This is a genomic window from Sabulicella rubraurantiaca (assembly GCF_017355885.1).
In the GTDB taxonomy this organism is placed as follows: domain Bacteria; phylum Pseudomonadota; class Alphaproteobacteria; order Acetobacterales; family Acetobacteraceae; genus Roseococcus; species Roseococcus rubraurantiacus.
Genome location: NZ_JAFEUU010000010.1, coordinates 104,427 through 128,553, shown reverse-complemented (window position 1 = coordinate 128,553; position 24,127 = coordinate 104,427). Strand labels below are relative to the sequence as shown.

Annotated in this window: 28 protein-coding genes and 2 pseudogenes; 13 read left to right on the top strand and 17 right to left on the bottom strand. The window is 69.2% G+C overall.

Annotation, left to right across the window (positions count from 1 at the left end; genetic code table 11):
- Positions 1 to 2 precede the first annotated feature (2 nt).
- The gene (locus JTJ31_RS17250; RefSeq protein WP_207539960.1) at positions 3 to 791 is read left to right on the top strand and encodes an RNA methyltransferase; all 789 of its coding nucleotides are present in this window, start codon (positions 3 to 5) and stop codon (positions 789 to 791) included.
- Here the strand turns inward: JTJ31_RS17250 and JTJ31_RS17245 are convergent.
- Positions 788 to 991, bottom strand: coding sequence for a hypothetical protein (locus tag JTJ31_RS17245; RefSeq protein ID WP_207539959.1), 204 nt, complete (start codon positions 989 to 991; stop codon positions 788 to 790). The two genes, JTJ31_RS17250 and JTJ31_RS17245, sit on opposite strands and share 4 nt — an antisense overlap.
- 206 nt (positions 992 to 1,197) lie before the next feature.
- Between JTJ31_RS17245 and rpsD the strand changes: the two genes are divergently transcribed.
- Together rpsD and JTJ31_RS17235 are read left to right on the top strand one after the other, a co-directional pair.
- Complete coding sequence (rpsD, locus tag JTJ31_RS17240; protein ID WP_207539958.1) at positions 1,198 to 1,839, top strand: 30S ribosomal protein S4; 642 nt, start codon at positions 1,198 to 1,200, stop codon at positions 1,837 to 1,839.
- Positions 1,840 to 1,893: 54 nt separating this feature from the next.
- Positions 1,894 to 2,811 carry a DUF1796 family putative cysteine peptidase gene (locus tag JTJ31_RS17235; RefSeq protein ID WP_207539957.1) on the top strand — a complete coding sequence of 306 codons (918 nt, stop codon included), beginning with the start codon at positions 1,894 to 1,896 and terminating at the stop codon, positions 2,809 to 2,811.
- Positions 2,812 to 2,820: 9 nt separating this feature from the next.
- On the opposite strand, the gene grxD is transcribed toward JTJ31_RS17235, so the two are convergent.
- The 12 genes from grxD to purB form a co-directional block, all read right to left on the bottom strand.
- Positions 2,821 to 3,156, bottom strand: coding sequence for a Grx4 family monothiol glutaredoxin (gene grxD / locus JTJ31_RS17230; protein ID WP_207539956.1), 336 nt, complete (start codon positions 3,154 to 3,156; stop codon positions 2,821 to 2,823).
- Between the two features lie 14 nt (positions 3,157 to 3,170).
- Positions 3,171 to 3,404 carry a BolA family protein gene (locus JTJ31_RS17225; RefSeq protein ID WP_207539955.1) on the bottom strand — a complete coding sequence of 78 codons (234 nt, stop codon included), beginning with the start codon at positions 3,402 to 3,404 and terminating at the stop codon, positions 3,171 to 3,173.
- A 5-nt stretch (positions 3,405 to 3,409) separates the two neighbouring features.
- Complete coding sequence (gene purL, locus JTJ31_RS17220) at positions 3,410 to 5,617, bottom strand: phosphoribosylformylglycinamidine synthase subunit PurL (RefSeq protein ID WP_207539954.1); 2,208 nt, start codon at positions 5,615 to 5,617, stop codon at positions 3,410 to 3,412.
- Positions 5,618 to 5,656: 39 nt separating this feature from the next.
- The gene (gene purQ / locus JTJ31_RS17215) at positions 5,657 to 6,334 is read right to left on the bottom strand and encodes a phosphoribosylformylglycinamidine synthase subunit PurQ (protein WP_207539953.1); all 678 of its coding nucleotides are present in this window, start codon (positions 6,332 to 6,334) and stop codon (positions 5,657 to 5,659) included.
- 12 nt (positions 6,335 to 6,346) lie between these two features.
- Positions 6,347 to 6,691, bottom strand: coding sequence for a hypothetical protein (locus tag JTJ31_RS17210; RefSeq protein WP_207539952.1), 345 nt, complete (start codon positions 6,689 to 6,691; stop codon positions 6,347 to 6,349).
- Positions 6,688 to 6,903 carry a hypothetical protein gene (locus JTJ31_RS17205; protein ID WP_207539951.1) on the bottom strand — a complete coding sequence of 72 codons (216 nt, stop codon included), beginning with the start codon at positions 6,901 to 6,903 and terminating at the stop codon, positions 6,688 to 6,690. Before JTJ31_RS17205 ends, JTJ31_RS17210 begins: the two co-directional genes overlap by 4 nt.
- A complete protein-coding gene (locus tag JTJ31_RS17200) occupies positions 6,897 to 7,160 on the bottom strand; it encodes a hypothetical protein (RefSeq protein WP_207539950.1) in 264 nt (87 codons plus the stop codon). The genes JTJ31_RS17205 and JTJ31_RS17200 overlap by 7 nt, the downstream gene beginning before the upstream one ends.
- Positions 7,157 to 7,399 carry a phosphoribosylformylglycinamidine synthase subunit PurS gene (gene purS / locus JTJ31_RS17195; protein ID WP_207539949.1) on the bottom strand — a complete coding sequence of 81 codons (243 nt, stop codon included), beginning with the start codon at positions 7,397 to 7,399 and terminating at the stop codon, positions 7,157 to 7,159. Before purS ends, JTJ31_RS17200 begins: the two co-directional genes overlap by 4 nt.
- Positions 7,396 to 8,160 carry a phosphoribosylaminoimidazolesuccinocarboxamide synthase gene (purC, locus tag JTJ31_RS17190; protein ID WP_207539948.1) on the bottom strand — a complete coding sequence of 255 codons (765 nt, stop codon included), beginning with the start codon at positions 8,158 to 8,160 and terminating at the stop codon, positions 7,396 to 7,398. Before purC ends, purS begins: the two co-directional genes overlap by 4 nt.
- Before the next feature lie 11 nt (positions 8,161 to 8,171).
- Entirely contained in the window at positions 8,172 to 8,939 is a 768-nt protein-coding gene (locus JTJ31_RS17185) for an NRDE family protein (RefSeq protein WP_207539947.1), read from the bottom strand.
- A gap of 31 nt (positions 8,940 to 8,970) precedes the next feature.
- A complete protein-coding gene (locus tag JTJ31_RS17180) occupies positions 8,971 to 9,264 on the bottom strand; it encodes a hypothetical protein (RefSeq protein ID WP_207539946.1) in 294 nt (97 codons plus the stop codon).
- A 63-nt stretch (positions 9,265 to 9,327) separates the two neighbouring features.
- Positions 9,328 to 10,665 (bottom strand): adenylosuccinate lyase, encoded by a 1,338-nt coding sequence (gene purB, locus JTJ31_RS17175; protein WP_207539945.1) that lies wholly within the window; start codon positions 10,663 to 10,665, stop codon positions 9,328 to 9,330.
- A 160-nt stretch (positions 10,666 to 10,825) separates the two neighbouring features.
- Between purB and JTJ31_RS17170 the strand changes: the two are divergent.
- The 3 genes and pseudogenes from JTJ31_RS17170 to JTJ31_RS17160 all read left to right on the top strand — a co-directional run.
- Positions 10,826 to 11,431 (top strand): annotated as a pseudogene (locus tag JTJ31_RS17170) (TerC family protein); the annotation flags it as partial.
- Positions 11,432 to 11,937: 506 nt separating this feature from the next.
- The gene (locus JTJ31_RS17165) at positions 11,938 to 12,561 is read left to right on the top strand and encodes a YjbE family putative metal transport protein (RefSeq protein WP_207539943.1); all 624 of its coding nucleotides are present in this window, start codon (positions 11,938 to 11,940) and stop codon (positions 12,559 to 12,561) included.
- Complete coding sequence (locus JTJ31_RS17160) at positions 12,558 to 13,115, top strand: hypothetical protein (RefSeq protein WP_207539942.1); 558 nt, start codon at positions 12,558 to 12,560, stop codon at positions 13,113 to 13,115. The genes JTJ31_RS17165 and JTJ31_RS17160 overlap by 4 nt, the downstream gene beginning before the upstream one ends.
- A gap of 11 nt (positions 13,116 to 13,126) precedes the next feature.
- Here the strand turns inward: JTJ31_RS17160 and radC are convergent, their stop codons facing one another.
- From radC to JTJ31_RS17145, 3 genes are all read right to left on the bottom strand, one after another.
- Positions 13,127 to 13,804, bottom strand: a complete 678-nt coding sequence (radC, locus tag JTJ31_RS17155) for a RadC family protein (RefSeq protein WP_408015428.1) — start codon at positions 13,802 to 13,804, stop codon at positions 13,127 to 13,129.
- 79 nt (positions 13,805 to 13,883) lie between these two features.
- A complete protein-coding gene (map, locus tag JTJ31_RS17150; protein ID WP_207539941.1) occupies positions 13,884 to 14,687 on the bottom strand; it encodes a type I methionyl aminopeptidase in 804 nt (267 codons plus the stop codon).
- Positions 14,688 to 14,758: 71 nt separating this feature from the next.
- A complete protein-coding gene (locus tag JTJ31_RS17145) occupies positions 14,759 to 15,619 on the bottom strand; it encodes a class I SAM-dependent methyltransferase (protein WP_207539940.1) in 861 nt (286 codons plus the stop codon).
- Between the two features lie 96 nt (positions 15,620 to 15,715).
- Between JTJ31_RS17145 and JTJ31_RS17140 the strand changes: the two genes are divergently transcribed.
- From JTJ31_RS17140 to JTJ31_RS17115, 7 genes and pseudogenes are all read left to right on the top strand, one after another.
- A complete protein-coding gene (locus JTJ31_RS17140) occupies positions 15,716 to 16,330 on the top strand; it encodes a cysteine dioxygenase family protein (protein WP_207539939.1) in 615 nt (204 codons plus the stop codon).
- Positions 16,330 to 17,868 carry a rhodanese-like domain-containing protein gene (locus tag JTJ31_RS17135; protein WP_207539938.1) on the top strand — a complete coding sequence of 513 codons (1,539 nt, stop codon included), beginning with the start codon at positions 16,330 to 16,332 and terminating at the stop codon, positions 17,866 to 17,868. Before JTJ31_RS17140 ends, JTJ31_RS17135 begins: the two co-directional genes overlap by 1 nt.
- Positions 17,796 to 17,990 (top strand): annotated as a pseudogene (locus JTJ31_RS25415) (double zinc ribbon domain-containing protein); the annotation flags it as partial. The gene JTJ31_RS17135 and the pseudogene JTJ31_RS25415, both read left to right, overlap by 73 nt.
- Positions 17,991 to 18,017: 27 nt before the next feature.
- The gene (locus JTJ31_RS17130; RefSeq protein WP_207539937.1) at positions 18,018 to 18,602 is read left to right on the top strand and encodes a ComF family protein; all 585 of its coding nucleotides are present in this window, start codon (positions 18,018 to 18,020) and stop codon (positions 18,600 to 18,602) included.
- A 32-nt stretch (positions 18,603 to 18,634) separates the two neighbouring features.
- Entirely contained in the window at positions 18,635 to 18,892 is a 258-nt protein-coding gene (gene grxC / locus JTJ31_RS17125) for a glutaredoxin 3 (protein ID WP_207539980.1), read from the top strand.
- Positions 18,893 to 18,980: 88 nt separating this feature from the next.
- On the top strand, positions 18,981 to 19,469 hold the full coding sequence (locus JTJ31_RS17120) for a DUF1178 family protein (RefSeq protein ID WP_207539936.1): 489 nt from the start codon (positions 18,981 to 18,983) through the stop codon (positions 19,467 to 19,469).
- A gap of 137 nt (positions 19,470 to 19,606) precedes the next feature.
- Positions 19,607 to 21,097, top strand: a complete 1,491-nt coding sequence (locus tag JTJ31_RS17115; protein ID WP_207539935.1) for a flavin monoamine oxidase family protein — start codon at positions 19,607 to 19,609, stop codon at positions 21,095 to 21,097.
- Here JTJ31_RS17115 and JTJ31_RS17110 read toward each other — a convergent pair.
- Entirely contained in the window at positions 21,094 to 23,538 is a 2,445-nt protein-coding gene (locus JTJ31_RS17110; protein WP_207539934.1) for a S8 family serine peptidase, read from the bottom strand. The genes JTJ31_RS17115 and JTJ31_RS17110 overlap by 4 nt on opposite strands.
- Between the last annotated feature and the right edge of the window lie 589 nt (positions 23,539 to 24,127).

Genomic DNA, 24,127 nt, shown 5'->3' with positions numbered 1-24,127 from the left:
TGATGCGCGACGAGGACGGCGCGGCGCCGCTGGAGCCGCCGCCCGGCGAATCCCCCATCGTCGTGCTGGTGCGGCCGCAACTGGCGGAGAATATCGGCGCCACGGCGCGGGCCATGGCCAATGGGGGGCTGTTCCATCTGCGCCTCGTCGCCCCGCGCGAGGGATGGCCGCAGCCGCGTGCCTGGGCCACCGCGAGCGGGGCGGGCCGCATCCTGGATGCAGCGCAGGTATTTCCGGACCTGGACTCCGCCTTGGCGGACTGCCACCGCGTCTTCGGCACCTGCCCACGCCCGCGGCACGTCGTCACCCCCGTGCTGACCGCCCGCGGGGCGGCGGCGGAGCTGCGGGAGTTCGGCGCGCGCGGCCTGCGCCACGCCATCCTGTTCGGCCCGGAGCGGGCAGGGCTGGAGGCGGAGGATCTGGCGCGCTGCGACGCGCTGGTCCGCTATCCGCTGAACCCGGAATTCTCCTCGCTCAACCTGGCCCAGGCGGTGATGGTCATGGCCTATGAGTGGTGGACCGCCGCCGATGTCACGCCCCCGCGCGTGCTCCAGACGCACAAGACCGAGGTGGCGACCAAGGGCGAGGTGGAAAACCTGATGGACCACTTGCTGGCGGAGCTGGATGCCTGCGGCTTCCTCCGCAACGAGGCGAAGCGCCCCGGCATGGTCCGCAATCTGCGCCACTGGTTCATGCGCGGCGAGATCACCGAGCAGGAGGTTCGCACCCTGCACGGCGTGGTGGCCGAGTTGTCGCGCGGCCGGATGCGGCGCGGCCGGCCGGAAAACTAGCCGAGTTTCTTCGCCAGCTTCCGCGCCAAGAGGTAGCCCAGCATCCCGCCCACCGGCGCGCCGGGCAGCACCAGCAGCCAGCCGATATGGGCGCCCTGAACCACCAGCCCCATGCCGATGCCGAGCATCAGCCCGCCCACCAGGCTGCCGGTGACGCCGGCGGTGAGGCCGAGGACCAGGATCTCTTCGCGCGTGACCATGCGCCCAAAGGAGGGCGGAAGCGGCGGTTTGACAAGGCCCCGGCTGGGGTCTAGACCCCGCCGCATTCCTGGGAACGAGGACGTGCTCCCGCACGCGCCCGCCCCTGCCCGCGAGGGAAGGGGACTACCGGGACACCCCGCGGGGGCCATCGTGCCAGCCGCACCACGAAGAAGGGCCGGCCCGAAAGGCGCCGGCGATGCCGCGCATGACCAAGCGCCTTGCTTCCAAGTACAAGATCAACCGCCGCCTGGGTGAGAACCTCTGGGGCCGCGCCAAGTCGCCGGTCTCCAAGCCCCGCAAGGGCGACCAGGGCGCCCGCACCTATGGCCCCGGCCAGCACGGCCAGCGCCGCAAGCAGAAGCCGACCGACTTCGGCGTGCAGCTGATGGCGAAGCAGAAGCTGAAGGGCTACTACGGCAACATCGGCGAGAAGCAGTTCCGCAAGTATTACGAGGAAGCCGTTCGCCGGAAGGGCGACACCTCCGAGAACCTGATCGACCTGCTGGAGCGCCGCCTGGACACGGTGGTGTACCGCATGAAGCTGGCCGTGACGCCCTTCGCGGCGCGCCAGTTCGTCAACCACGGCCACGTGACCGTGAACGGCAAGCGGGTGAACATCCCCTCCTACCTCCTCCGCGACAATGACGTGATCGAGGTGAAGGAGAAGTCCAAGCAGCTGACCATGGTGCTGGACGCCGCCCAGGAAGCCGGCCGCGACGTGCCGGAATACATCGAGGTGGACCACCGCGCGATGAAGGGCCGCTTCATCCGCACGCCCAAATTCTCCGACGTGCCCTACCCGGTGCAGATGGAGCCGAACCTGGTCGTCGAGTTCTACTCGCGCTGACCGGACGGGCCGGCGCTTGACGGCGCCGGCCCACCCCGCCCAAACACGGCCGGCATGTCGAGCACGACCGAAGCCGTCAGCCTTGCCCAGCTTTTCTCCCTGCTGGTCGAGGCCTCGCACCAGGGAATCCTGGGCCGCACCGTGGACCCGGCCTGGCGTCAGGCCTTCGTGGACGAGCTGCTCCGCCGCGCCGAGGGCGCGGATCTGCAGACCGTCGTTTCCGGCTTCGTCAAGCTGATCCATGAATGCCCGGAGGCGCAGGAGCGCGCCGTTCGCCTGGTGGGCGAGCGCAGCCTGCAGAACTTCGTTGCGCCCGGGCTGTCGCTGCGCCCCACCCCCATCGCCACCATCTCGGCCGGTTGCGCGCCGCGCGTCGCCGGGATGCTGCGTCGTGCCGGGCTGCGCCGCTGGGCCGGCCCCTTCGACTGGATGACCCTGCCGCCCGAGGCGGTGCGCGACGCTCTCACGGATAATCTCAACGCGCTGCTGTCGCCGCGCCATCTGGTTCCGATCCGGCCAGAGGACCGTCCTGCGGGCAGCCAGGGCCATCTGGCGCGGCACCTGCGCTATTCGGAGCAATACGGCGAAACGGTCTTCCACCGCGCCGATCCGTCTACGGAAGAAGGCTACGCGGCGCTGGAGCGGGCGGCGCTGCGGCTGCGCGACTCGCTGCGTGGCCTCCATGCGAAGATGCTGCTGCAGGTGGTGGAAGAAACGACGGCCACCCCCACGCTCTGGGCCGAAACGGGGGAGGCGCTGGATCGCTTTGCCCGCGGCGGCACGCTGGTCACGGTCGCGCTGGTCCCCGGCGCGCCGGAAGGGCCGTTCCCCGAGATGGAACTGGCGGAGTCACACGGCGCGCACCGCCTGCTGCGCTGCCGCGTCCTGTCCGCGCCGCAGCCTCTCGGCTTCGGCGACCTCCTGGACGAGGTGGTGATCCTGCGCGGCGCGCTGGCGACCGCGCAGGGGTAGAAGCGGGGCTCAGGCCTCGGCCTGGGTCTCCACGCCCTTTTCCTTGAGCATCTGCTGCAGCTCGCCGGACTGGAACATCTCCATGGCGATGTCGCAGCCGCCCACGAACTCGCCCTTGACGTAGAGCTGCGGGATGGTCGGCCAGTTGCTGTAGGCCTTGATCCCCTCGCGGATCTCCATGTCCTCCAGCACGTTCACGCCCTTGAAGGGCACGCCCAGGTGCGAAAGGATCTGCACGACCCGCGCGGAGAAGCCGCATTGCGGGAAGACCGGCGTGCCCTTCATGAACAGCACCACGGGCTGGCTGTCGATCTCCGCCTGGATGCGGGTGTTCACATCGCTCATCACATTCTCTCCGTTCAATCGGGCGCGCTGGTCTGCAGCGCCAGCGCATGGAGCACGCCGCCCATCCGCCCCTGCAACGCGGCATAGACCATCTGGTGCTGCTTCACCCGGCTCAGCCCGCGGAAGCTCTCGCTCACCACGGTGGCCGCGTAGTGGTCGCCATCCCCCGCCAGGTCCTCAATCGTGACCTGGGCATCGGGAAGCGCCGACTTGATCAGCGCCTCGATTTCGGCCGGCTGCATCGGCATGCGGTTCAGACCCCCTGCATCAGGGCCGGCAGCGTCGCCTCGTTCGCGGCCGCCAGCTTCGCCACCGATATGGCACCCGCCCCCGGCACAACCAAGTCCCCGCCGCACGAGCGGCCGAGGCGACGCGCCGGCACCCCGGCGCCCTCGGCGGCGGCCAGCAGCGCGGACCCGTTTTCCACTGCCAGGACATAGCGGGCCTGGTCCTCGCCGAACCAGAAACGGTGATCGCCCTGGGCGTCCAGCGTGGCGCCCACGCCCGAGGCCATGGCCATCTCCGCCACCGTGACCAGCAGCCCGCCATCGGCGCAGTCATGGCAGGCGCGCACCCGCCCGGAGAGGATCTCGCCACGCACGAAATCACCGTTCCGCCGCTCCGCCGCGAGGTCCACGGGCGGGGGCGGGCCTTCCTCGCGTCCCGCGATCTCGCGCAGCCAGAGGGACTGGCCCAGATGCCCCACGGTCTCGCCGACCAGGACGAGGTCGCAGGAAGGGGGCAGGGCGAGGCCGACCGCCTTCGCCACGTCCTCCAGCACGCCGACGCCGCCAATGGCCGGGGTGGGAAGGATCGCCCGGCCTTCCGTCTCGTTGTAGAGCGAGACGTTGCCGCTCACGACCGGGAAGTCCAGCGCGATGCAGGCGGCCGCCATGCCGCGCACCGCGGCGGCGAACTGGCCCATGATGCGCGGCTTCTCGGGGTTGCCGAAATTCATGTTGTCGGTGATGGCGCGGGGCAGGGCGCCGGTGGCGGTGATGTTGCGCCACGCCTCGGCCACGGCCTGCTTGCCGCCTTCCTCCGGATCTGCCTGGCAGTAGCGGGGGGTGGTGTCGGTGGTGAGCGCCACGGCGAGCCTGCCGCCCGCATCCACGCTTTCCTCCACCCGCACCACGGCGGCGTCGGCCTGACCGGGGCGCTTGCTGGTCTGCCCGCCCACCTGGGCGTCGTACTGGTCCCAGATCCAGCGGCGCGAGCAGAGGTCGGGCGAGGCCACCAGCTTCTCCAGCGCCGGCAGCAGCCCCACCGGATCCGCCACCTCGCCCAGGGGAGGCTGCTTCGGCGTCTCTTCCGTCGGGCGGCGATAAAGCGGCGCCTCGGATTCCAGCGGCGCGAGGAGGATGTCGGCCTCCGTCACGCCCTTGTGGCGGATCACGATGCGCCCTGTATCGGTCAGGCGGCCGATCACGGCGAAGTCCAGCTCCCACTTGCGGAAGATGCTCTCCGCCAGCGCCTCGCGGCCCGGCTTGAGCACCATGAGCATGCGCTCCTGGCTTTCGCTCAGCATCATCTCATAGGCGGTCATGCCGGTCTCGCGCTGCGGGACGGAGTCGAGTTCCAGCTCGATCCCCATGCCACCCTTGCCGGCCATCTCCACGCTGGAGCTGGTCAGCCCCGCCGCGCCCATGTCCTGGATCGCGACGATGGCGTCGGTCGCCATCAGCTCCAGGCAGGCCTCGATCAGCAGCTTCTCGGCGAAGGGGTCGCCGATCTGCACGGTGGGGCGCTTCTCCTCGCTGTCGGCGGAGAATTCCGTGCTGCTCATGGTGGCGCCGTGGATGCCGTCGCGTCCGGTTTTGGAGCCGACATAGACCACCGGATTGCCCACGCCGGTCGCGGCGGCGGTGAAGATGCGGTCGGCGCGCAGGATGCCCACCGTCATCGCGTTCACCAGCGGGTTGCCGTTATAGGCCGGGTGGAAATTCACCTCGCCGCCCACGGTCGGCACGCCGACGCAATTGCCGTAGCCGCCGATGCCGCGCACCACCCCGTCCAGGATCTGCCGCGTGCGGGGCAGGGCAGGGTCGCCGAAGCGCAGCGCATTCAGGTTGGCGATGGGCCGCGCGCCCATGGTGAAGACGTCGCGCAGGATGCCGCCCACGCCGGTCGCCGCGCCATTATAGGGCTCGATGAAGCTCGGGTGGTTGTGGCTTTCCATCTTGAAGACGGCGGCCAGCCCCTCGCCAATGGCGATGACGCCCGCATTCTCGCCTGGTCCGACAAGCACCCAAGGCGCCTTCGTCGGCAGCTCGCGCAGCCAAACGCGCGACGACTTGTAGGAGCAGTGCTCGCTCCACATCACGGAAAAGACGCCGAGTTCGGTGAGGGTCGGCGTCCGGCCGAGGATGCCGAGCGCCCGCTCGTATTCGTCGGGCTTCAGGCCGAACTCGGCGGCAAGCTGCGCGGCGCGGGCGGGGTCCAGCAGGGGCAGGGCGGTCATGCCGTGCTTCTCCCCAGGGGCGCGCGGAATGTCCAGCCCTCAGCCTGCCTCGGCGAAGCTCTCCGCCAGCGACAGGAAGAGTGGCAGCCCATCCTCGCCGCCCACGATGGGGTCCACGCAATTCTCAGGGTGCGGCATCAGCCCCAGCACCCGCCCATTCTCCGAACAGATGCCGGCGATGGCGTTGCGCGAGCCGTTGAGGTTCTCGTCGTCGTAGCGGAACACGACGCGGTTCTCGCCCTCGAGCCGCTCGATCGTCGCGTCATCGGCGAAGTAGTTGCCGTCGCCATGCGCCATGGTGGCCTTGAAGCGCTGGCCGGGCTGGAAGTGGCGCGTATAGGCCGTGTCCGCCCGCTCCACCTTCATGGTGCAATCCATGGCGAGGAAGCGCAGCGAAGCGTTGCGGAGCAGGGCACCGGGCAGCAGCCCCGCCTCGGTCAGCATCTGGAAGCCGTTGCACACGCCCAGCACGTGCCCGCCCTTCGCGGCGAAATCCCGCACCGCGCCCATGACCGGCGACTGCGCTGCCATGGCGCCGCAGCGCAGGTAGTCGCCATAGGAGAAGCCGCCCGGCAGCACGACGAGGTCGAGGCCCAAGGGAAGCTCCGTCTCCCGGTGCCAGACCATCTGCGGCCGTTGGCCGGAGGCTTGGCGCAGCGCGATCGCCATGTCGCGCTCGCGGTTGGTGCCGGGAAAATGGACGATGGCGGCCTTCATGACCGGGGTTCCTTATTGAATCTCGCGGGGCGGGCGACGGGGATCGAGATGCCGCCAGCGAGGATCCACCTGGCGTGGGGCCTCGGTGGCTTCGAGCGAAGGGAAGTTGGGCTCGCCATCGTCGCGCAGCAAGGCGGCGGCAGCGATGCCGGCCACCAGCACGACGGGGGCGAGGAGGAAGCAGGCAACGAAGGCCGGGCCTGGTGGGAAGACGCTGCGCCAGCTGGGCGGCAGCACGAGCGCCCCGAGCGCCAGCAGCGCCACGGCGACGCCGGAGATCAGCAGGGGCCAAGCCAGGGCGAGCCAAAGCGGTTGCTCGATCTCCAGCCAGGTGAGGCCGGCCTGCAGCCCGGTCACCCCAGCACCCGCGCCCAGTGCAGCACCCCGAGCGCGACGGAGGTGCCGATGGCCGAGATGGCGGCGGCCGTGACCCAGCGGTTCAGCTTTGCCTTTCCCCCGGCCACGAGGCCGCGCGTCCGCGCGACGCCCAGCCGCTCCTCCCGCCAGCGCAGCCCCATGGCGACGAACACCGTCGCCACGACCATCAGCAGGAGGGAGAGCTTCACCATGGGTAGAAGAGCCAGCCCACGGGGTCGCGCCAGGACAGGGCGAGCGAGACGGGCCAGAACAGCCCGCCCAGCACTGCCTTGCTCAGCACAAAGAAGATCTGCGTCGTGTGGTGCTGCGGCGCCACGTCCAGCGGCGGGCCGAAGAGCAGGAAGGCCACGGCGAGCAGCAGGCGCCAGACAACGAGCGCAACCGACACCGCGATGAAGACGCGGAGCGAGCGCTGCCGGAACCCATCCGCCGCCGCGGCCGCGGTCATGCCGCCTCCACCGTGAAGCTCTCGATCACGGTGTTGGCAAGGAGGCGGCGCGCCATGTCCTCGCCCAGGGCGCGGGCCTTGGCCGGGTCGGCCTCATTCACCTCGACCACCATGACCTTGCCGACGCGCACCTCACCCACCCCGGCGAAGCCGAGATTGCCGAGCGCGCGCTCGATCGCCTTGCCCTGCGGGTCCAGCACGCCCGCCTTGGGGAAGACCGTGACCTTCAGCTTCGTCACTGCATCACCTCCGGCCCCTTCATGTCGCGCACCCCGGCCTCGGGCAGGATGCCGAGGCGGCGGGCGACCTCCTGGTAGCCTTCCTCGACCTTGCCGAGGTCGCGGCGGAAGCGGTCCTTGTCCATCTTCTCGCCGGTCTTGAGATCCCAGAGGCGGCAATTATCCGGGCTGATCTCGTCGGCCAGGACGATGCGCATCTCGTCATTCTCCCACAGCCGGCCGAACTCCAGCTTGAAGTCCACCAGCGTGATGCCGACGCCCAGCAACAGGCCGGTGAGGAAGTCGTTCACGCGCAGCGTCAGCTGGACGATGTCGTCCAGGTCGTGCGTCGAGGCCCAGCCGAAGGCGGTGATGTGCTCCTCGCTGACCATCGGGTCCTGGAGGGCGTCGTTCTTGTAGTAGTATTCGATGATGGAGCGCGGCAGCCGCGTCCCTTCCTGGATGCCCAGCCGCGTCGCCAGCGAGCCGGCGGCGACGTTGCGCACCACCACCTCGAGCGGGATGATCTCCACCTCCCGCACCAGCTGCTCGCGCATGTTCAGCCGGCGAATGAAGTGGTTGGGGATGCCGATCTCGGTCAGGCGTTGCATCAGGTATTCGCTGATGCGGTTGTTGAGCACGCCCTTGCCCGTGATGGTGCCCTTCTTCTGGGCATTGAAGGCCGTGGCGTCGTCCTTGAAATACTGGACGATGGTGCCGGGCTCGGGGCCTTCGAACAGGATCTTGGCCTTGCCCTCGTAGAGCTGCCGGCGACGCGCCATGGGAAAACCTCTCAGAAACTCGGGCGCGGTATAGCAGCTTCCACCCCGCGTGCCACGCATGGCTGACCGGCGTGGCCTTGGTCGAGCGGGACGGGCGCGAAGGCGGCGCGGTCCGGAGGGCCAGGGGCGAAGAGCCATTCCTGCCCATCCCGCTCCAGCGCCACCAACGAGGCGCAGACCGTGCCGAAGCCGCCGAGGGGCGGAACGTTCAACGCTTCTGCCGCCGCACCCTCCGAATCGGCGAGCAGGATGGGCCAAGCCCCCCAGTCGCCCAGGCGGGGCGGCGCCGCGGCCCGGAAGCGGGGGAGGTGGCGCGCGGTCCGGGGTGAAGCGCGGTCATTGGGCGGGTGCGCCGTCACCATGGACACGCCCTCCGGCAGCGGGATGGCCTCGGCCGTACCCATGCCCAGGCCACACAGGAAGAAGGCTTCCCGGGCATCGGCGATGACCATGTGAAAGGGGCGCCACTCCGCGGCGGGCAGCGCGGCGATGCGGGCGGCGGCATCGGCAGCGGTCAAGGCCCCGAGGGCCAGGATGGGCAATTCCCCGCGCGAACGCTTGCCGGCGGCCGGACCCAGCGTGCCGGGCCGGTTCAGCACCGAGGCCACGACGCCGTGCCGGTTCATCGCCAGCCAGGTTCCACCGGCGCTGCGGTCACGTCCGCCGATGATGCCCGGCCAGAAGGGGCCGGGCGGATCCCAGGCGCGGTCCAGCCTTTCATCGCGATTGGCGGCGAGGCAGCATCGCCCCTCGCCGCGCCAGAGAATCACAGTGCACATCCGCCCCGATCATGCGCGGGGCGGAAGGCGGCTACCAGTGGCGGTGGCGCCAATGCCCCGGCGGCGGGCCACGATGACGGTGCGGCGGCGGGTAGTAGCGCGGCCCGTAGTAGCGCGGCGGCGCGTAATAGACCGGCGGGGGCGGCGGCACGTAAACAGGGCGCGGCGGCACGTAGTAGACCGGCGGCGGCGGGGGCGCGTAGTAGACCGGCGGCGGCGGGGCGACATAGGACGGCCCGAAGCCGAAGGTAATGCTTTGTGCCTGGGCGCCGGCCGCGAGCATCGCGCCGAGCCCCGCAAGGATCATGGTGCGAAGGGGTCGCATGGCACGGCTCCTGTTGGTTCGTTCTGAATAGAATAACGACGGCGTGGCGGAATCGTGGCGTCTTCAGGGTGTTCCGAAGACGCGCGCGAAGACCGTATCAACGTGCCGGAAATCCCGCTGCGGGTCCATCGCCGCCGACAGTGCTGCGGCGTCCATGTGTCCCGCCACCTCCGGCACGGCCAGCAGGTTCTCGGCGAAGCGGCGCGAGTCCGCCTTGCCGAGGCCGAGCCACGTCTCCATCGCTGCCTTCTGCACGGCGGCGTAGGAGTTCTCGCGCGACAGCCCGGCCTGGGTGAGGGCCAGCAGAACCTTCTGGGAGTGGACGACACCGCCGAGCGATTCGAGGTTCTCCCCCATCCGCTCCGGATAGATGGTCAACTTCTCCACCATGCCGGCGAGGCGCATCAGGGCGAAGTCGAGGGCGATGGTGGCGTCGGGGCCGATCACCCGCTCCACGGAGGAATGGCTGATGTCGCGCTCGTGCCAGAGGGTGATGTTCTCCAGCGCCGGGAACGCATAGCCGCGCACGAGGCGGGCTAGGCCGGTCAGGTTCTCGCTCAGCACCGGGTTGCGCTTGTGGGGCATCGCGCTGCTGCCCTTCTGCCCGGCGTGGAAGAATTCTTCCGCCTCCCGCACCTCGGAGCGCTGGAGGTGGCGCACTTCCGTGGCCAGCCGCTCCACGGCGCCCGCCACCACGGCGAGGGCGCAGAAGAAGGCAGCATGGCGGTCGCGCGGAATGACCTGGGTGGAGACAGGCTCCACCGTGAGGCCGAGATGCTCCGCCACATGCGCCTCGACGCGCGGGTCCACGCTGGCGAAGGTGCCGACGGGGCCGGAGATGGCGCAGGTCGCGACCTCGGCCCGCGCGGCCTTCAGCCGCTCGAGGTTGCGTCCGAATTCCACGTAATGTCCGGCCAGCTTGAGGCCGAAGGTGGTCGGCTCGGCATGGATGCCGTGGGAGCGGCCGATGGTCGGGGTGTATTTGTGCTCCAGCGCGCGGGTGCGCAGCGCCGCCATCACCGCCTCGACATCCGCGATCAGCAGGTCCGCCGCGCGGGTCATCTGCACGGCAAGGCAGGTGTCGAGCACGTCGCTGGAGGTCATGCCCTGGTGCATGTAGCGCGCGTGCTCGCCGATCCCCTCGCCCAGCCAGGTGAGGAAGGCGATCACGTCATGGCGCGTCACCCGCTCGATCTCGTCGATTCGCTCGACGTCGGCCGCGGTGATGTTCGCGGTCTTGCGGGTTCCGCCCTCGCGGATGGCCTTCGCCGCCTCGGCGGGAATGGTGCCGAGTTCGGCCATGGCCTCGGCCGCCAGGGCCTCGATCTCGAACCAGATACGATAGCGCGCCTCGGGCGACCAGATCTCGGCCATTTGCGGGCGCGTGTAGCGGGGAACCATGGGCGGCCTCGGACAGGGAGTGAAAGATCAGGCCGCCCCTTTCGCCCCTGTAACGCCTGAGAGCAAGCGGGCTTTGACGCGCAACGCCAAATCGTTCATGAGCAAACGGCCATCTGCGGCGCAGTTTGGCATTACAAGAAATTCATGTGGAAGGTCCGCCATGCCGGAATGGCTCGTCCCACTTTTCCAGGTGCTGCTGATCGACATCGTCCTCGCAGGCGATAACGCGATCGTGGTCGGCATGGCCGCGGCAGGCCTGCCGGTGGAGCAACGCCGTACCGCGATCCTGTGGGGCATCGGCGCCGCCACCGTGATGCGCATCGCCTTCGCCAGCATCACCGTCCAGCTCATGTCCGTGGTCGGCATCCTGCTGGCGGGCGGGCTGCTGCTGCTCTGGGTGTGCTGGAAGATGTATCGCGAGCTGCGCGAGGGCGGGCACGACGGCGATCCCGACGCCGCGGTGGCCGAGGCGGAGAGCCGCGCGCCCCGCAAGTCGCTGCGCCAGGCCATCACCCAGATCCTGATCGCCGACGTCTCCATGAGCCTCGACAACGTGCTGGCCGTGGCCGGCGCGGCGAAGGACCACCCCTATGTGCTGATCGTCGGCCTCGCCATCTCGGTGGTGCTGATGGGCGTGGCCGCGAGCTTCATCGCCAAGCTGCTGAACAAGCACCGCTGGATCGCCTGGGTCGGTCTGCTGATCATCCTCTATGTCGCGGGCGCCATGATCTACGAGGGCACGTCCGAGGTGGCGGAGCGGGTTCCCGGTTCCTATGCCTTCCTGCTGCTGCCCATGGGCTACCTGGCCCTGCCGGGCGTCTTCCCGCCCTATATCTGGGCCGGGGCGACGGTGCTGCAGGTGATCGTGCTCTCCGCCATTGCGACGCTGGCGGTGAAGGCGGTTTCCTCCGCCACCCGCCACCACGACGAGGAAGTGCCGACCCCTCTGAACCACGTCCAGCCGACGCCGGCCACGATGCAGCCGGCCATGGTGCCCCCGGCCCAGTGAGGCCGGGCGCGGGGCTGCCTCGGCGGCCCCGCCATTCCAGGCAGGCTGCCGGTGCGGCTGTGACACTTGCGAGGGCCGCTCTGCGGCCCCGCCTTCGGCCGCGGCACGTGACGGAAGCGCCATGCAGGGCCTCTCCCTTCGTTAAGCCGCGCGTCACCCTCCGAACAGGACTTCGCCCAGGCATGGGCCTAGCTTCAGCCCTCCGGCCACTCGGCCGGGAAGGGCTGCGCATTCGCACGCCCTCTCTTCCACGGAGAGCGTGAATGGAAGCGATCGGCAGTGCCCTGCCGGGCCTGGCCCAGATCATGTGGCTCAACATCATCCTGTCCGGCGACAACGCCGTGGTCATCGGCCTCGCTGCCGCCGGCCTGCCCGAGGCGCAGCGCAACCGCGCCGTGCTGTTCGGCATCACCGCCGCCGCCTTGCTGCGGATCGCCTTCTCGGTCTTCGCGTCCTTCCTGCTGGCGCTGTGGTGGGTGGACATTGCGGGCGGCGCCGCGCTGCTGTGGATCGCCAGTTCCTTCCTGCATGAGCTCGTGGCGGGGGCCGGAGAGATGGAGGGCGGCGGGGACCGCAAGACCCTGGTCGCCGCGCTGTGGCAGATCATCATCGCCGATGTCTCGATGAGCCTGGACAACGTGCTGGCCGTCGCCGCCGTCGCGCGTTCCAACTTCGCGCTGCTGGCGCTCGGCCTCGGCGTGTCCATCGTCATGATGGGCGTGCTGGGCGGATGGCTCGCCCGCCTTCTCGACCGGTTCCGCGTCATCGCCTACATCGGCGTGGCCCTGATTGCATGGATCGGATTGGAGTTGCTGTGGGAAGGAATCCTGATCGCCAACGGTCACCTCGCCCTGGGTCTGCCGCTGCCCGAGGCGCCCGGGCATTGACCGCGCGCGGGCTGGCGCTCGGCATCACACTCCTCCTCGCCGCCTGTACGGCGCCCGAGGAGGCGCCGCCTGCCGCGCCGCCCGCTGCCACGCCGGAAGTCCTCGCAAGCCGCCTGCCCGAAAGCCTGTCCGGCTTCTCGCGCGGCGGCACGGCGGTGATCTCCGCGCCGCGCCCGGGACAGGAGGTGGCCTATGCGACGCCGGGCAACCGTGCCGCCGCGGTGGTGCAGGTGCTGCGCCCCGATGCCCCGCTGCTCGACGGCTTCCGCGCGCCGGAAGTGGAGGCGGAGTTCCACCGCTGGACCGAGGATGTGACGCGCGGTGGCGGTGCACATCGTCGCCTGCGCGTGGTGCGTGAGACGGAGCAGGCCGGGCTGTTCCGCTGCGCCGAGCTGGAAGGCGCCTATGGGCGGCAGCCGGTCCAGGGCAAGGCCTGCGTCGGCGCGGTCGCCGGGCAGATGGTGCGCGCCCGCGTCTCCATGCCGCGTCGCGACCCACCCGTGGCGGATGCCGAAGCCTTCCTGCGCGACCTCGCCCTTTCGCTGCGGCGCTGAGCGGGCGCGGCTTAGCCCGCCAGCAGCCCTGCCTTGCGGAGCGAGCAATGCCCGCCCCGCCCGATGATGAGATGGTCGTGCAGCGCGATGCCCATTATGCGCGCCGCCTCGGCCACCTCCCGCGTCATCTCGATATCGGCCCGGGAGGGGGTGAGGTCGCCGCTCGGGCGGTTGTGCACCAGGATCAGCGCCGTGGCGTGCAGGGCGATGGCGCGGCGCATGATCTCGCGCGGATAGACCGGCGCGTGGTTCACCGTGCCGGTCCCCAGCACCTCGTCGGCGAGGAGGCGGTTGCGGGCATCCAGGAACAGGACACGGAACTGCTCGACACGCTCGCGCGACAAGGCGGCGGTCAGGTAGTCCAGCAGCCGGTCCCAGTTATGGAGCACGGGCGCGTCGCGCAGCTGCCGCTCGGACAGGCGCAGCGCCGCGGCCTGGACGGTGCGCAGCGCAGCGACCCCGGCCTCGCCCAGCCCTTCCACCTCGCGCAGTTCCGAATTGGGGGCGGCGATGGCCTCGGCGAAGCCGCCGAACCGCGCCAGCAGGGCGCTGGCGATGGGCTTGGTGTCACGGCGGGGCAGGGCCAGGAAAAGCACCATCTCGTCCAGCTCGTGGTCGAGCAGGGCAGCGGGTCCCGCCTCCAGCAGCTTCTGCCGCATCCGCGCCCACTGCCCCTCGGCGCCCGGCACGGCGGGGGCGGCGGCCTCGTCCGTCAGGCCGAACAGCCCGCCCGCCTCGGCCAGTCCGGGGCGGCGGGGGCGCCTGCGCTCACGCGTAGGGCGGCTTGTGCAGCCCGGCGGGGCTGAGGGTGAAGATCTCGCAGCCCGTCTCGGTGATGCCGACCATGTGCTCGAACTGGGCGGAGAGCGAGCGGTCGCGCGTCACGGCCGTCCAGCCATCGTCCAGGATCTTCACCTCGGCGCGGCCGGCATTCACCATCGGCTCGATGGTGAAGAACATGCCGGGCTTCAGCTCTGGCCCTTCGCCGGGGCGGCCGAAATGCAGCACATTGGGTGGCGCGTGGAAGGTGCGGCCGATGCCGTGGCCGCAGAAATCCCGCACGATCGAGAAGCGGTGCCGCTCCGCATAGCTCTGGATGGCGTGGCCGATGTCGCCGAAGGTGTTGCCCGGCTTGGCGGCGGCGATGCCGCGCATCATCGCCTCGTAGGTCACGTCCATCAGCAGCCGCGCCTTGGTCGAGGGCTCGCCGGCGACGAACATGCGGCTCGTGTCGCCGTACCAGCCATCGAGCAGGGGCGTCACGTCGATGTTGAGGATGTCGCCCTCGGCCAGCACGCGCTCGCCCGGGATGCCGTGGCAGACGACGTGGTTGATCGAGATGCAGGAGGACTTGGTGTAGCCGCGGTAGCCGAGCGTCGCCGGCACGGCGTCATGCGCCAGCATGAACTCGTGCAGGATGCGGTCCAGCTCCCCGGTCGAGACACCGGGGCGGACATGGGCGGCGATCATGTCCAGGCATTCGGCCGCGAGGCGGCCGGCGCGGCGCATCCCCTCGAAGTCGGCGGGATCGTGCAGGATGATGCGGCGCGATTCGCCGCCTTGCTTGTCCATCGTTCGGGTCCGGCCCGTCATCGGGGTGAAATGGGGATTTCCCCGCAAAATGCGCCCGGTGGCCCCAGGGTTCAACCCGGATTGTCGGGCAGGCGCCGTTCCGGCACGCCAAGCGCGTCCGAGAGCCGCGCGTCGGCGCTGCCCGGCCGCGCCGGCTGCTGCTGCGAGGGGTGGGGCGACCAGCCCGTCATCACCAGGATTTCCAGGCTGAGAGCCAGGGGCATGGCCGAGAAGGCGAGGGGAAACAGGGCACGCGGCGGCACGCGCGGGTCCCGCGCCACCAGCGCCGCCGTCTCGCCTGCGGCGCGCAGGTCGCGCACCAGCCCCATCGGCGTCGCATAGCGCAGCGGCAGGGAGTCACGGTCCGCCACGGGCAGGGCGAAGCCCGCGCGCTGAAGCAGCCCCGCGAGGTCGCGCAACTCGGGGAAGGGCGAGACGCGGGGCGACACTCCGCCGCGCAGCTCGCTTTCCGCGCTGGCCAGGGCCTCGCGCAGCCCCTGCAGGGTTCCCAGCCCGGGAAGCGAGGCGAGGAACAGCCCGTCCGGCCGCAGCGCCCGGCGGATCTGCACCAGGGCACCTGGCAAGTCATTCACGCCGTGCAGGGAAAGCGAGGCGACGACGAGGTCGAAGCTCCCCTCCGCGAAGGGCAGGAACTCCTCGTCTCCCGCCACGGCGAGGCCGCCGGCCTGGGCGGCCATGGCAGGGGACAGGTCCAGGGACACGACGGAAGCGATGCCGCGCCCACGCAGCAGCGGGGCCACCACGCCGCGCCCGCCGATCTCCAGCGCCGCCTCGAAGCGGCGGGTTGTGTCGTCCAGCCGCTCCAGCAGCAATTCCGCCGCCGCTCCCAGCACCGGGGCGACCGTATTCACCTGCCGCGCCGCGCGGTCCCGGCGCCGGGCGAGGAGGGGGCGGTCGAAGATCACTTCCATCCGCGGCAGATGCGGCGCGTCGGGGCCAGGTGCAAGCGGGGCCATGACAGGTGGGGCGCTGAGGCCTAGTCTGCCCGGACCGGCAGGAGGGAACCGATGAACCAGATGGATGTGAAGGCCGCGCGCTCCGCCGCCGTCGCTGCCACCGTCGCCCGCATCCGCGACATCGAGGGGCGCATGGGCGTCACCCGCCCAGCGCTGGAGGCGATCCGGGAGGAGCTCCTGGCCCTGGCCGCGCAGGAGCACCTGTTTCCCAGCAACGAGTTCCCGCCCCCGCCCAATGGCGAGAAGGGCTCGAACCGCTACCTGTTGCGCGAGGAGGACAACAACCGCTTCGCCCTCTACCTGAATGCGCTGAACCCCGGCAACGAGACCAAGCCGCACGACCACACCACCTGGGCCGTGGTGGTCGCCGTGGACGGGCAGGAGCTGAACAAGGTCTATGAGCGCCTCGACGACGGCTCCGACCCCGAGCGTTGCGAGATGCGCGTGAAGGAGGAGGTGATGGTGGAGCCGGGAAGCGGCATCTGCCTCATGCCCGAGGACATCCACTCCATCCACACCACCGGCACCAGGCCCACGCGCCACCTGCACATGTACGGTCTGGCGCTGGAGAAGCTGGATGGCCGCCGCGCCTTCGACGACAAGACGGGGCAGGTCTCCTACTACAACAAGAACTTCATGAAGCCGACCGCAGGCACCGACAAGTAATGCGATCCATCACCGCCGCTGCGCTCAAGCAGCTGATCGGCGCGGGCGGCGAGCTCGCCATCCTCGACGCGCGCGAGGAGGGGGAGTTCGGCCGCTCCCACCTGTTCTGGGCCGTGCCCTGCCCCTTGTCCAAGAAGGAGCTGCGCGCCCGTGCGCTTCTGCCGAAGCGCGGCATCCCCGTGATCTGCGTGGATGGCGGCGAGGGATACGCAGCAAGGCTGGCGGAATACCTGCGCGGCATCGGCTGCACCGATGTGTCGGTGCTGGAGGGCGGCAATGCCGCCTGGGAGGCCGCCGGCTTTCCGCTGTTCAGCGGCGTCCACGTCCCCTCCAAGGCTTTCGGGGAGTGGGTGGAGCACCATTACGGCACGGAGAGCCTGGACCCGCCGGAGCTCGACGCGCTGGTCCGGTCGGGAGAGAAGCACGTCATCCTCGACAGCCGGCCGATGGACGAGTTCGTGAAGATGACCATCCCAGGCGCGCTGAACGTGCCGGGCGGCGAACTCGCTTACCGGATCGGTGACCTCGTCCCCGATGCCGACACCACCATCGTGGTGAACTGTGCCGGGCGCACACGCTCCATCATGGGGGCGGAAAGCCTGCGCCGCGCCGGGGTGCCGAACCGCGTCGTGGCGCTGCGCAACGGCACGATGGGCTGGGAACTGGCCGGGTTCTCCTGCGAGCGCGGCGTGTCCCGCTCCTTCGCCCCTGGCACCCCCGGAACCGCGAAGGAAGCCCTGGGGCGCGCGGCCCGCTTCGCGGGGGAGCATGGCGTCCGGACCGTTTCGCGCGCCGAGGCCGAACGCCTCGTCGCCGCGCAGGACCGCACCACCTACGCCCTCGATGTCCGCACGCCGGAGGAATACGAGGCCGGGCACATCCCCGGCTTCCGCCATGCCCCGGGCGGCCAGCTCGTGCAGGCCACCGACCAGTGGGTGGCGGTGCGCGGCGCCCGCGTCATCCTGGCCGACAATGACACGGTGCGCGCCCGCATGACCGGCGCTTGGCTGCGCCAGTTGGGCGGGTGGGAGGTGCTGGTGGTGGAGGGCGCGCTGGACGGCGCGCTCGAAGCCGGCCCCTGGCGCCCCGAGGTGCCGGAGCTCCGGCAGGCCGCGACGGTCACCCCCACCGAACTCGCCGCCCTGGGGGAGGCTGTTCAGGTGGTGGATCTCGCCCGCTCCATTGATTTCCGCGCGGCGCATATCCCGGGCAGCCGCTGGGCAGTGCGCGGCCGCGTTCCCGCCTTTGCGAAGCCCGTGGTCGTCACCGCTCCGGACGAGACGCTCGCGCACCTCGCCGCCGCCGAGATCCCGGGGGCGCGGGTGCTCCAGGGCGGGGTGAAGGCCTGGAAGGCCGAGGGCCGTCCGATGGCTGCGGACCGCCACCACCCGGAGGACGAGGATTGCGTGGATTGGTATCTCCGCCCCTATGACCGCAACAGCGGCCAGGAGGCGGCGATGCACGAATATCTGCGCTGGGAGATCGACCTGGTGAACGGGGTGGCGCGGGACGGAGATGCGCGTTTCGGCGCCTGGTAGGGCGCCGGGCGCTCGACGCCCTGTTTCCCCCGACCTGCCTGACCTGCGACACCCCAGTGGCCGAGCAGGGCGGGCTGTGCCCCCCGTGCTTCGGCTGCCTTCGCCCGTTTCCGCGCCGCATTGCCTGTGCTGCGGCGTGCCCTTCGCCCATGACCGGCAGGGCGAGGCGGTGGGGGGCGGCGGGCTCTGCCCCGGCTGCGCCGCGCTTCCCCCGCCTTCGCCGAGGCTCGCGCTGCGCTGCGGGCGCGAAGGCGCTGATCCTGCCCTTCAAGCATCGCGACCGCACGGAAATGGCCGCTCCCCTGGCGCGGATGATGTTGCGTGCCGGGCGGAGGATGCGGGAAGCGGCCGACGCGCTGGTGCCGGTGTCTTTGCATCGCTGGCGCCTCCTGTCCCGTCGCCACAACCAGGCAGCGCTGCTGGCCGTGGCGCTGGGGCGGCTGGCCGGGCGTCTTCCGGTGCATTCCCATGCTCTGGAACGTCGCTGCGCCACCGCGCCGCTGGGCGAGCGCGGCGCCCTGGAGCAGCGCGTGGCGCTGGAGGGCGCCTTCGCCGTTCCGCGATCCATGGTGCCGCTGGTCGTCGGGCGGCGGCTCGTTCGGGTAGATGATGTGCTGACCAGCGGCGCCAACGCCGATGCCTGCGCCCGCGCCCTGCTGGCGGCGGGGACGGCGCGCGTCTCCGTCCTGGCTGCCGCCCGCGTCCCCGATCCCAGGCTGGAAGGGATGGCTTGACGACCGAAGCACGGCGCGCGCGTTATCGCGCCATGGCTGAGATCGAGATCTACACCACCCCTTGGTGCCCCTATTGCGAGCGTGCCAAGGCGCTGCTCTCCCGCAAGGGAGTTTCCTTCACCGAGCACGACGCCCCGCATGGCAGCCAGGAGAGGCGCGACGCCATTCAGCGCTCCGGCGGACGCACGACCGTACCGCAGATCTTCATCAACGGGCAGAGCGTCGGCGGCAGCGACGACCTCGCGGCGCTGGATCGTGCCGGCAAGCTGGACGCGATGCTGGCGGGCTGACCGGCTGGCACTCGACACTCGCGAGTGCCAGCCCATATTGTGAAGGGCGCGCGGCGCCTTCGCGACCGCGTGATGATGGTCGGGGAGCATGATCCGTTTTGCGCTGCGCTGCGCCAAGGCGCATGAATTCGAGAGTTGGTTCAAGGATGGCGGCGCCTATGACCGCATGGCGACCGCTGGCCTTGTGGAGTGCCCGGTCTGCGGCGACACGAAGGTCGCGAAGGCGCTGATGACGCCGCGCATCGCCAAGACGCCGGGGGTGAAGGGCCGCCCCGACCCGGCCGAGGCGACGCCACCGCCGACGCCCGCCAAGGCCCCAGCGCCTGCACCCGCCCCCGCTGCCTCCGGCGCCATCCCGGCGCAGGTGCTTTCCATGCTTCAGCGCCTCCGCGCCGAGGTGGAGAAGAATTGCGACTATGTCGGCCGCGATTTCGCCGAGGAGGCGCGCCGCATCCACAACGGCGAGTCCGAGAATCGCGGCATCTATGGAGAGGCAAGCGAGGAAGAGGCCGAGGCGCTGCGCGAAGAGGGCATCGGCGTCGCCAGCCTGCCGTGGGTGCCACGCAGCGACGGTTAGCGCCACTCTGACCGTTACTGGCAGACTCTACACTCATTCTTTGTGATAGATTGGCTTCGCTCGCCCATGGGTTGCGTCGCCCTTGGCCTGCGGTGTCAAGGTCATGTACCCTCCCTGCATTGGGGAGAGAACGCGCCATGGAAACCGAAACCGATCTGACGCGCGTTGCGGTGGCACCCGTCTCGCGGCGCGGTTGGCTCCAGGGCGCTGGTGCCGTCCTGGGCGCTGCGCTGGCCTCGCCTGCTGTGGCGCAGGGCGTCGTGGGCCGGAAGGCGGTACTCGTGCTGGGCGCCGGGATGGCAGGGCTGACCGCTGCCCTTTCCCTGCTCCGGCGCGGCCATGATGTGACGATCATCGAGTACCAGAACCGCATCGGTGGCCGGCTGCTTTCCGTGCCGCTTGGGGATGGCATGTTCACGGAAGCCGGGGGAGGGCACTTCCGCTCCAACATGCCCTATGTCCTGGCCTATGTGCGCCGGTTCAGCCTGCCGCTCCTGAGCCTCAATGACGGGCTGCCCCGCTACATGATCGAAGGCAGGACCGGAGAGGCGGCCAACCCGGCCAGCTGGCCCTGGCCGCTGTCGCGGGAGGAGCGGAACGTCAGCGTTTCCACCATGCTCAACCAGTATCTCTACCGGGCGGGCTTGGACAGCGACACGGTGCTGGACTCGCGCTGGCCCGATGAGGGCTCGCTGGATCGCCTCGGCAACGTGACGCTCGGTGACCTCATCCGGGGTGTCGGCGCTTCCGAGGTGTTCTGCAAGCTGCTGGACGCGCATGGCGGCACCTTCACCAGCGGCTCCTTGGCCCTGGGTGCGATCCCTGACCTCGCTTATCACTTCGGCGACCAGAACCTGTTCCGCATCCAGGGGGGCAACAGCCGGCTTCCGCTGGCCCTGGCGGCGGCGATCGGCCGCGACCGCTTCGTGCTGGACGCGCCCGTCGCCCGGATCGACCAGTCCGGCCCAGCGGTGCGGGTGACGACGCGGGATGGCCGCGAGTTCACCGGCGATGCCGTCATCTCCACCATTCCGTTCAGCGTCATGGAGGATGTGGAGGTCCTGCCGCACTGGTCGCCGCGCAAGCGCCGGATGATCGCGGAGATGGAGTGGGACCGGACGGTGAAAATCATCGCGAAGACCCGCACCCCGTCCTGGCTGACGCGCAACGTGCATGGCTGGCCGATGGCGGGCGGCGACCGGCCCTGGGAGCGCGTGATCGACATCACCGGCAACGAGCCGGGCGGCCATGGCAGCGTGTTCTTCTACCTGAACGGCAGCAATGCCGACGCGGTGCTGGCGCTGCCGAAGGAGCAGCGCGCCCCCTCCATCGTCGCGCAGTTCCGGCAGGACATGCCGGACCTGTTCGACGAGGTTCTGTCCACGGATTCGTTCGCCTGGAGCGAGCAACCCTGGATCAAGGGCTCCTTCGGCGGGCCGGCGCTGGGCGGCGCCTGGATGGTGCAGGAATGGCAGAAGCCCGAAGGACGCATCCATTTCGCTGGCGACTTCACGACGCTGAAGACGGGCTGGGTGGAGGGCGCCATCGAATCCGGCCTGCGCGCCGCGCGCCAGATCGACCCCCAGGCCCGGCCCGAGGGCAATCCGCGCATCCGACAGGAAATCTAGATAAGGACCCCGTCCATTGCCGTGACTCTCCCTTCGTCGAGACCGAAGCCCAGGAGATGCAGAAGCGGATTCATGCCCGCTGCGGCAACGTCTGCGTTTGTCGAAAGGTAGCGCGTGGTGTCGAACTTGGCGGAGGCAACGCGCCCTTCGTTCCATCCATACACGATGTAGTGATTGAGCGGATCGACTGCCGCAGCGCGCACGTCGCCATAGGCCTCAAGATAACCTCGTGTCGAGAAGAAGGCCGAGGGATCGCGCCCTTCGCGCCATCCGAAGATCGCGTAGTGCGTAGCGGGGTCAACACCCGCGTGCAGCACGTCCGGGTTCATCGCGAGGTAGTAAAGAGCATCAACTCCATTAAGCCCCGGGTTGCCTCCCAGCGTCCGGCCGTCGCCGAGGCGGAGCGCTTCGACACCTTTGAGAAGGTCGGTGCCCTCATCGTTGGCGAGCGAAAAGCTTCGAGTTTTCACATCAACAACAGACAAGAACAGGTTCTGGGTAGAACCACTGACCAGCGCGGTGTCGATGCCAGTGCCCCCTTCGAGTGTGTCGTTGCCGGCTCCTCCTGACAGGAGGTCATGGCCGGCCCCTGCCACGAGGCGATCACTGCCAGACCCACCATAAAGAGCGTCCTTCCCTGGTCCGCTCACCAGAAGATTCCCCTTGGCATCGCCGATGAGAACGTCATCCCCGTCGCCCGACACCAAGTTCGCTACGGCGCTTCCAAAGGTCACGCCAACACCCTGTATGACGGAAGGACCGCCCGAAAGATCCATGCGGGCCGGTCCCATGAGTGCAGCTCCAAACACGGTATCGACACCAGCCCCGTCTCCCAGGACGGTACTGCGGCCCCCAAGCGCGTGGAGGGCCGCGAAGTCATTGGTAACCGCTACGAGGTCGTCGGAACTTGCTGCATCGCCCAACACACGAAGCGAGATGTTGGAGAGGGTTGAGCCCGCCGAGCTTCCGTCGGTGATCGCGATCTTCCAGGTGCCTGTGGCCTTTTCGCCCCAGAAGCCAGGTGTCGAGAGTTTGAAGGATCCCGGCCACGCACGCAATGCGACCTCGCCAGATTCGCGATCGACGAGCATAGCGTTGCCAGGACTTTCGAGCATGGACATCACTGTCCCAGACGGCGAAACCAAGGCAATCGACAAGAGGCTCGGATTGGCCGATACCATCCCCAGCGTGAGCTCAACGTGCTCCGCTTCAATGCCGCCTGCGAGATCGATCGCGAAAATGCTTGCCGCACCGCTGATGGCTGCGTCGCCCAGAGCCAGTGAGGCGCTTGCGCTCTGGAGATTAGCCTCAGTTGAGGCCGTTGGTCGCACGAAGGACCAAGCTTCCGCCATGCGGACTGCGGCATGCGCATCCACCACACCAAACCCGTAGTCGCGGCTGAAACGCTGCCCCCCTCCGTTCCAGTCGCCTTGGTGGCCCGTGACCCAGCTACCGGCACCGAGGTCGGTCGCACGAGCCGAGAGAGCCAGGATCTCTTGGACATCTCGGTAACCGAGGCCCCGGTTGGCCTGAAGCATCAGCGCGACGACACCGCTTACAACCGGCGTCGCTGCGGAGGTCCCGTCGAAGCCAAAGGTATGATCGAGGGGAGTGTAGCCGTCTGCGCCGGTGCGGTCAGTGGTCGTCATCCCGTTTCCGGGCCGACCTCCAAGCTGCCCCGTCGAGGCGCCGCCGAAGCCTGTGACGAGGAGGTTCGCTCCAGCGGTCGAGTAAGAAGTGACGACCCCATCGTGCCCGGCTGCGGCAACAGCGATGACGCGATGGTCGTTCAAGATGTTGTCTAAGTTGCCGTCGTTGCCGGCCGCGCGGGAATTTCCCTGTGCAAAAAGCACAATCGTCCCAAGGCCATTGCGCCCCTCGGTGGCCAGCGCCGCAAGCTCGGGCTGTAGGGAGTTATTCGCTGCAATGGTCCGCGCAAATGCTGCATCCGACCCCCACGAATTGTTGATGACATCCACCCTGTCGCGCAGCGCCTGCTCAAAGGCGCTTACACTGTCGTCATATTCGGAGTCGGGCGGGGAGGGGTCGTTGTCACCAGGACTGCCAAGGTTGATGCGGTAGACCGTCAGCTGTGAGCCCGGAGCGACGCCCGTACCGCCGGTCCCATTGTCCCATCGTGCACCGATCAAGCCTGCGACGGCGGTGCCGTGGTTCTGACCGGGCCCCGTCGGGCCGCCACCGGGGACCACGCCTGCCGTGACGTCCCATGTCTGCTCCGTGACGATGCCAGGCGCGAGGTCAGGGTGGTTCAGCTGCGTCCCATCATCGATCACGCCGACCTTGATGCCTCGCCCGATGTAGTCCCACCAAATCGGTGTGATACGGAGATCCATTCCGGGTGTTCCGCCCGACTGGCCGGTGTTCTCGAGAAACCACTGGGAGGAGAAGAGTGGGTCATTTGGGCGTCTTGCAGGCAACATTCAGTAACGTTTCCTTTTTCTCGAGGACGAGGGAGCCCCATAGCAGAATAAGCCGCTCCCCGCGATCCTCCCGTAGGGCTGAGTCTCATAACAATGACTGACGATGGAAGCAGATAAGACCATGCTTACTCATGAAGATCTTGGCGTGGAGTGAGGAGTAGATGTGCTGGGTGGCTCTGATCATCACTGAACCTGCCGCTTTCAGTGATGCAGCGATTGCGGCTGAGGCTAGCGTCCGAGCCTGCGAAAAATCCGTGCTTGCGCCGCGAAAGACGCCGTCACGACATTCAGGCTTCTGAGGCGCGCCTTGCCCGAAGCGGCTGCACGCGCAAGCGCACGGAGCGGACCAGACACTCTTATCTGTGGGTGGCGCCGCCCGCCGGAGCGCCTTAGACGCAGGGTGCGGTCACTAATGCCTCGGCAAATTCGGCAAGTGAGGGAGGCGGCAGCATAGCGGCAGCGCACTTGCCCTCTCGCCAAGCTCAGGAGGCCCCGACATCGGTTCCGCGCAAGGCGCCGGAATGCAGGAAGTGGGCGACGAAGACCCTAGTCTCCTGAATCCGGAGTTCCTCCGATTTGTTGGGTACGG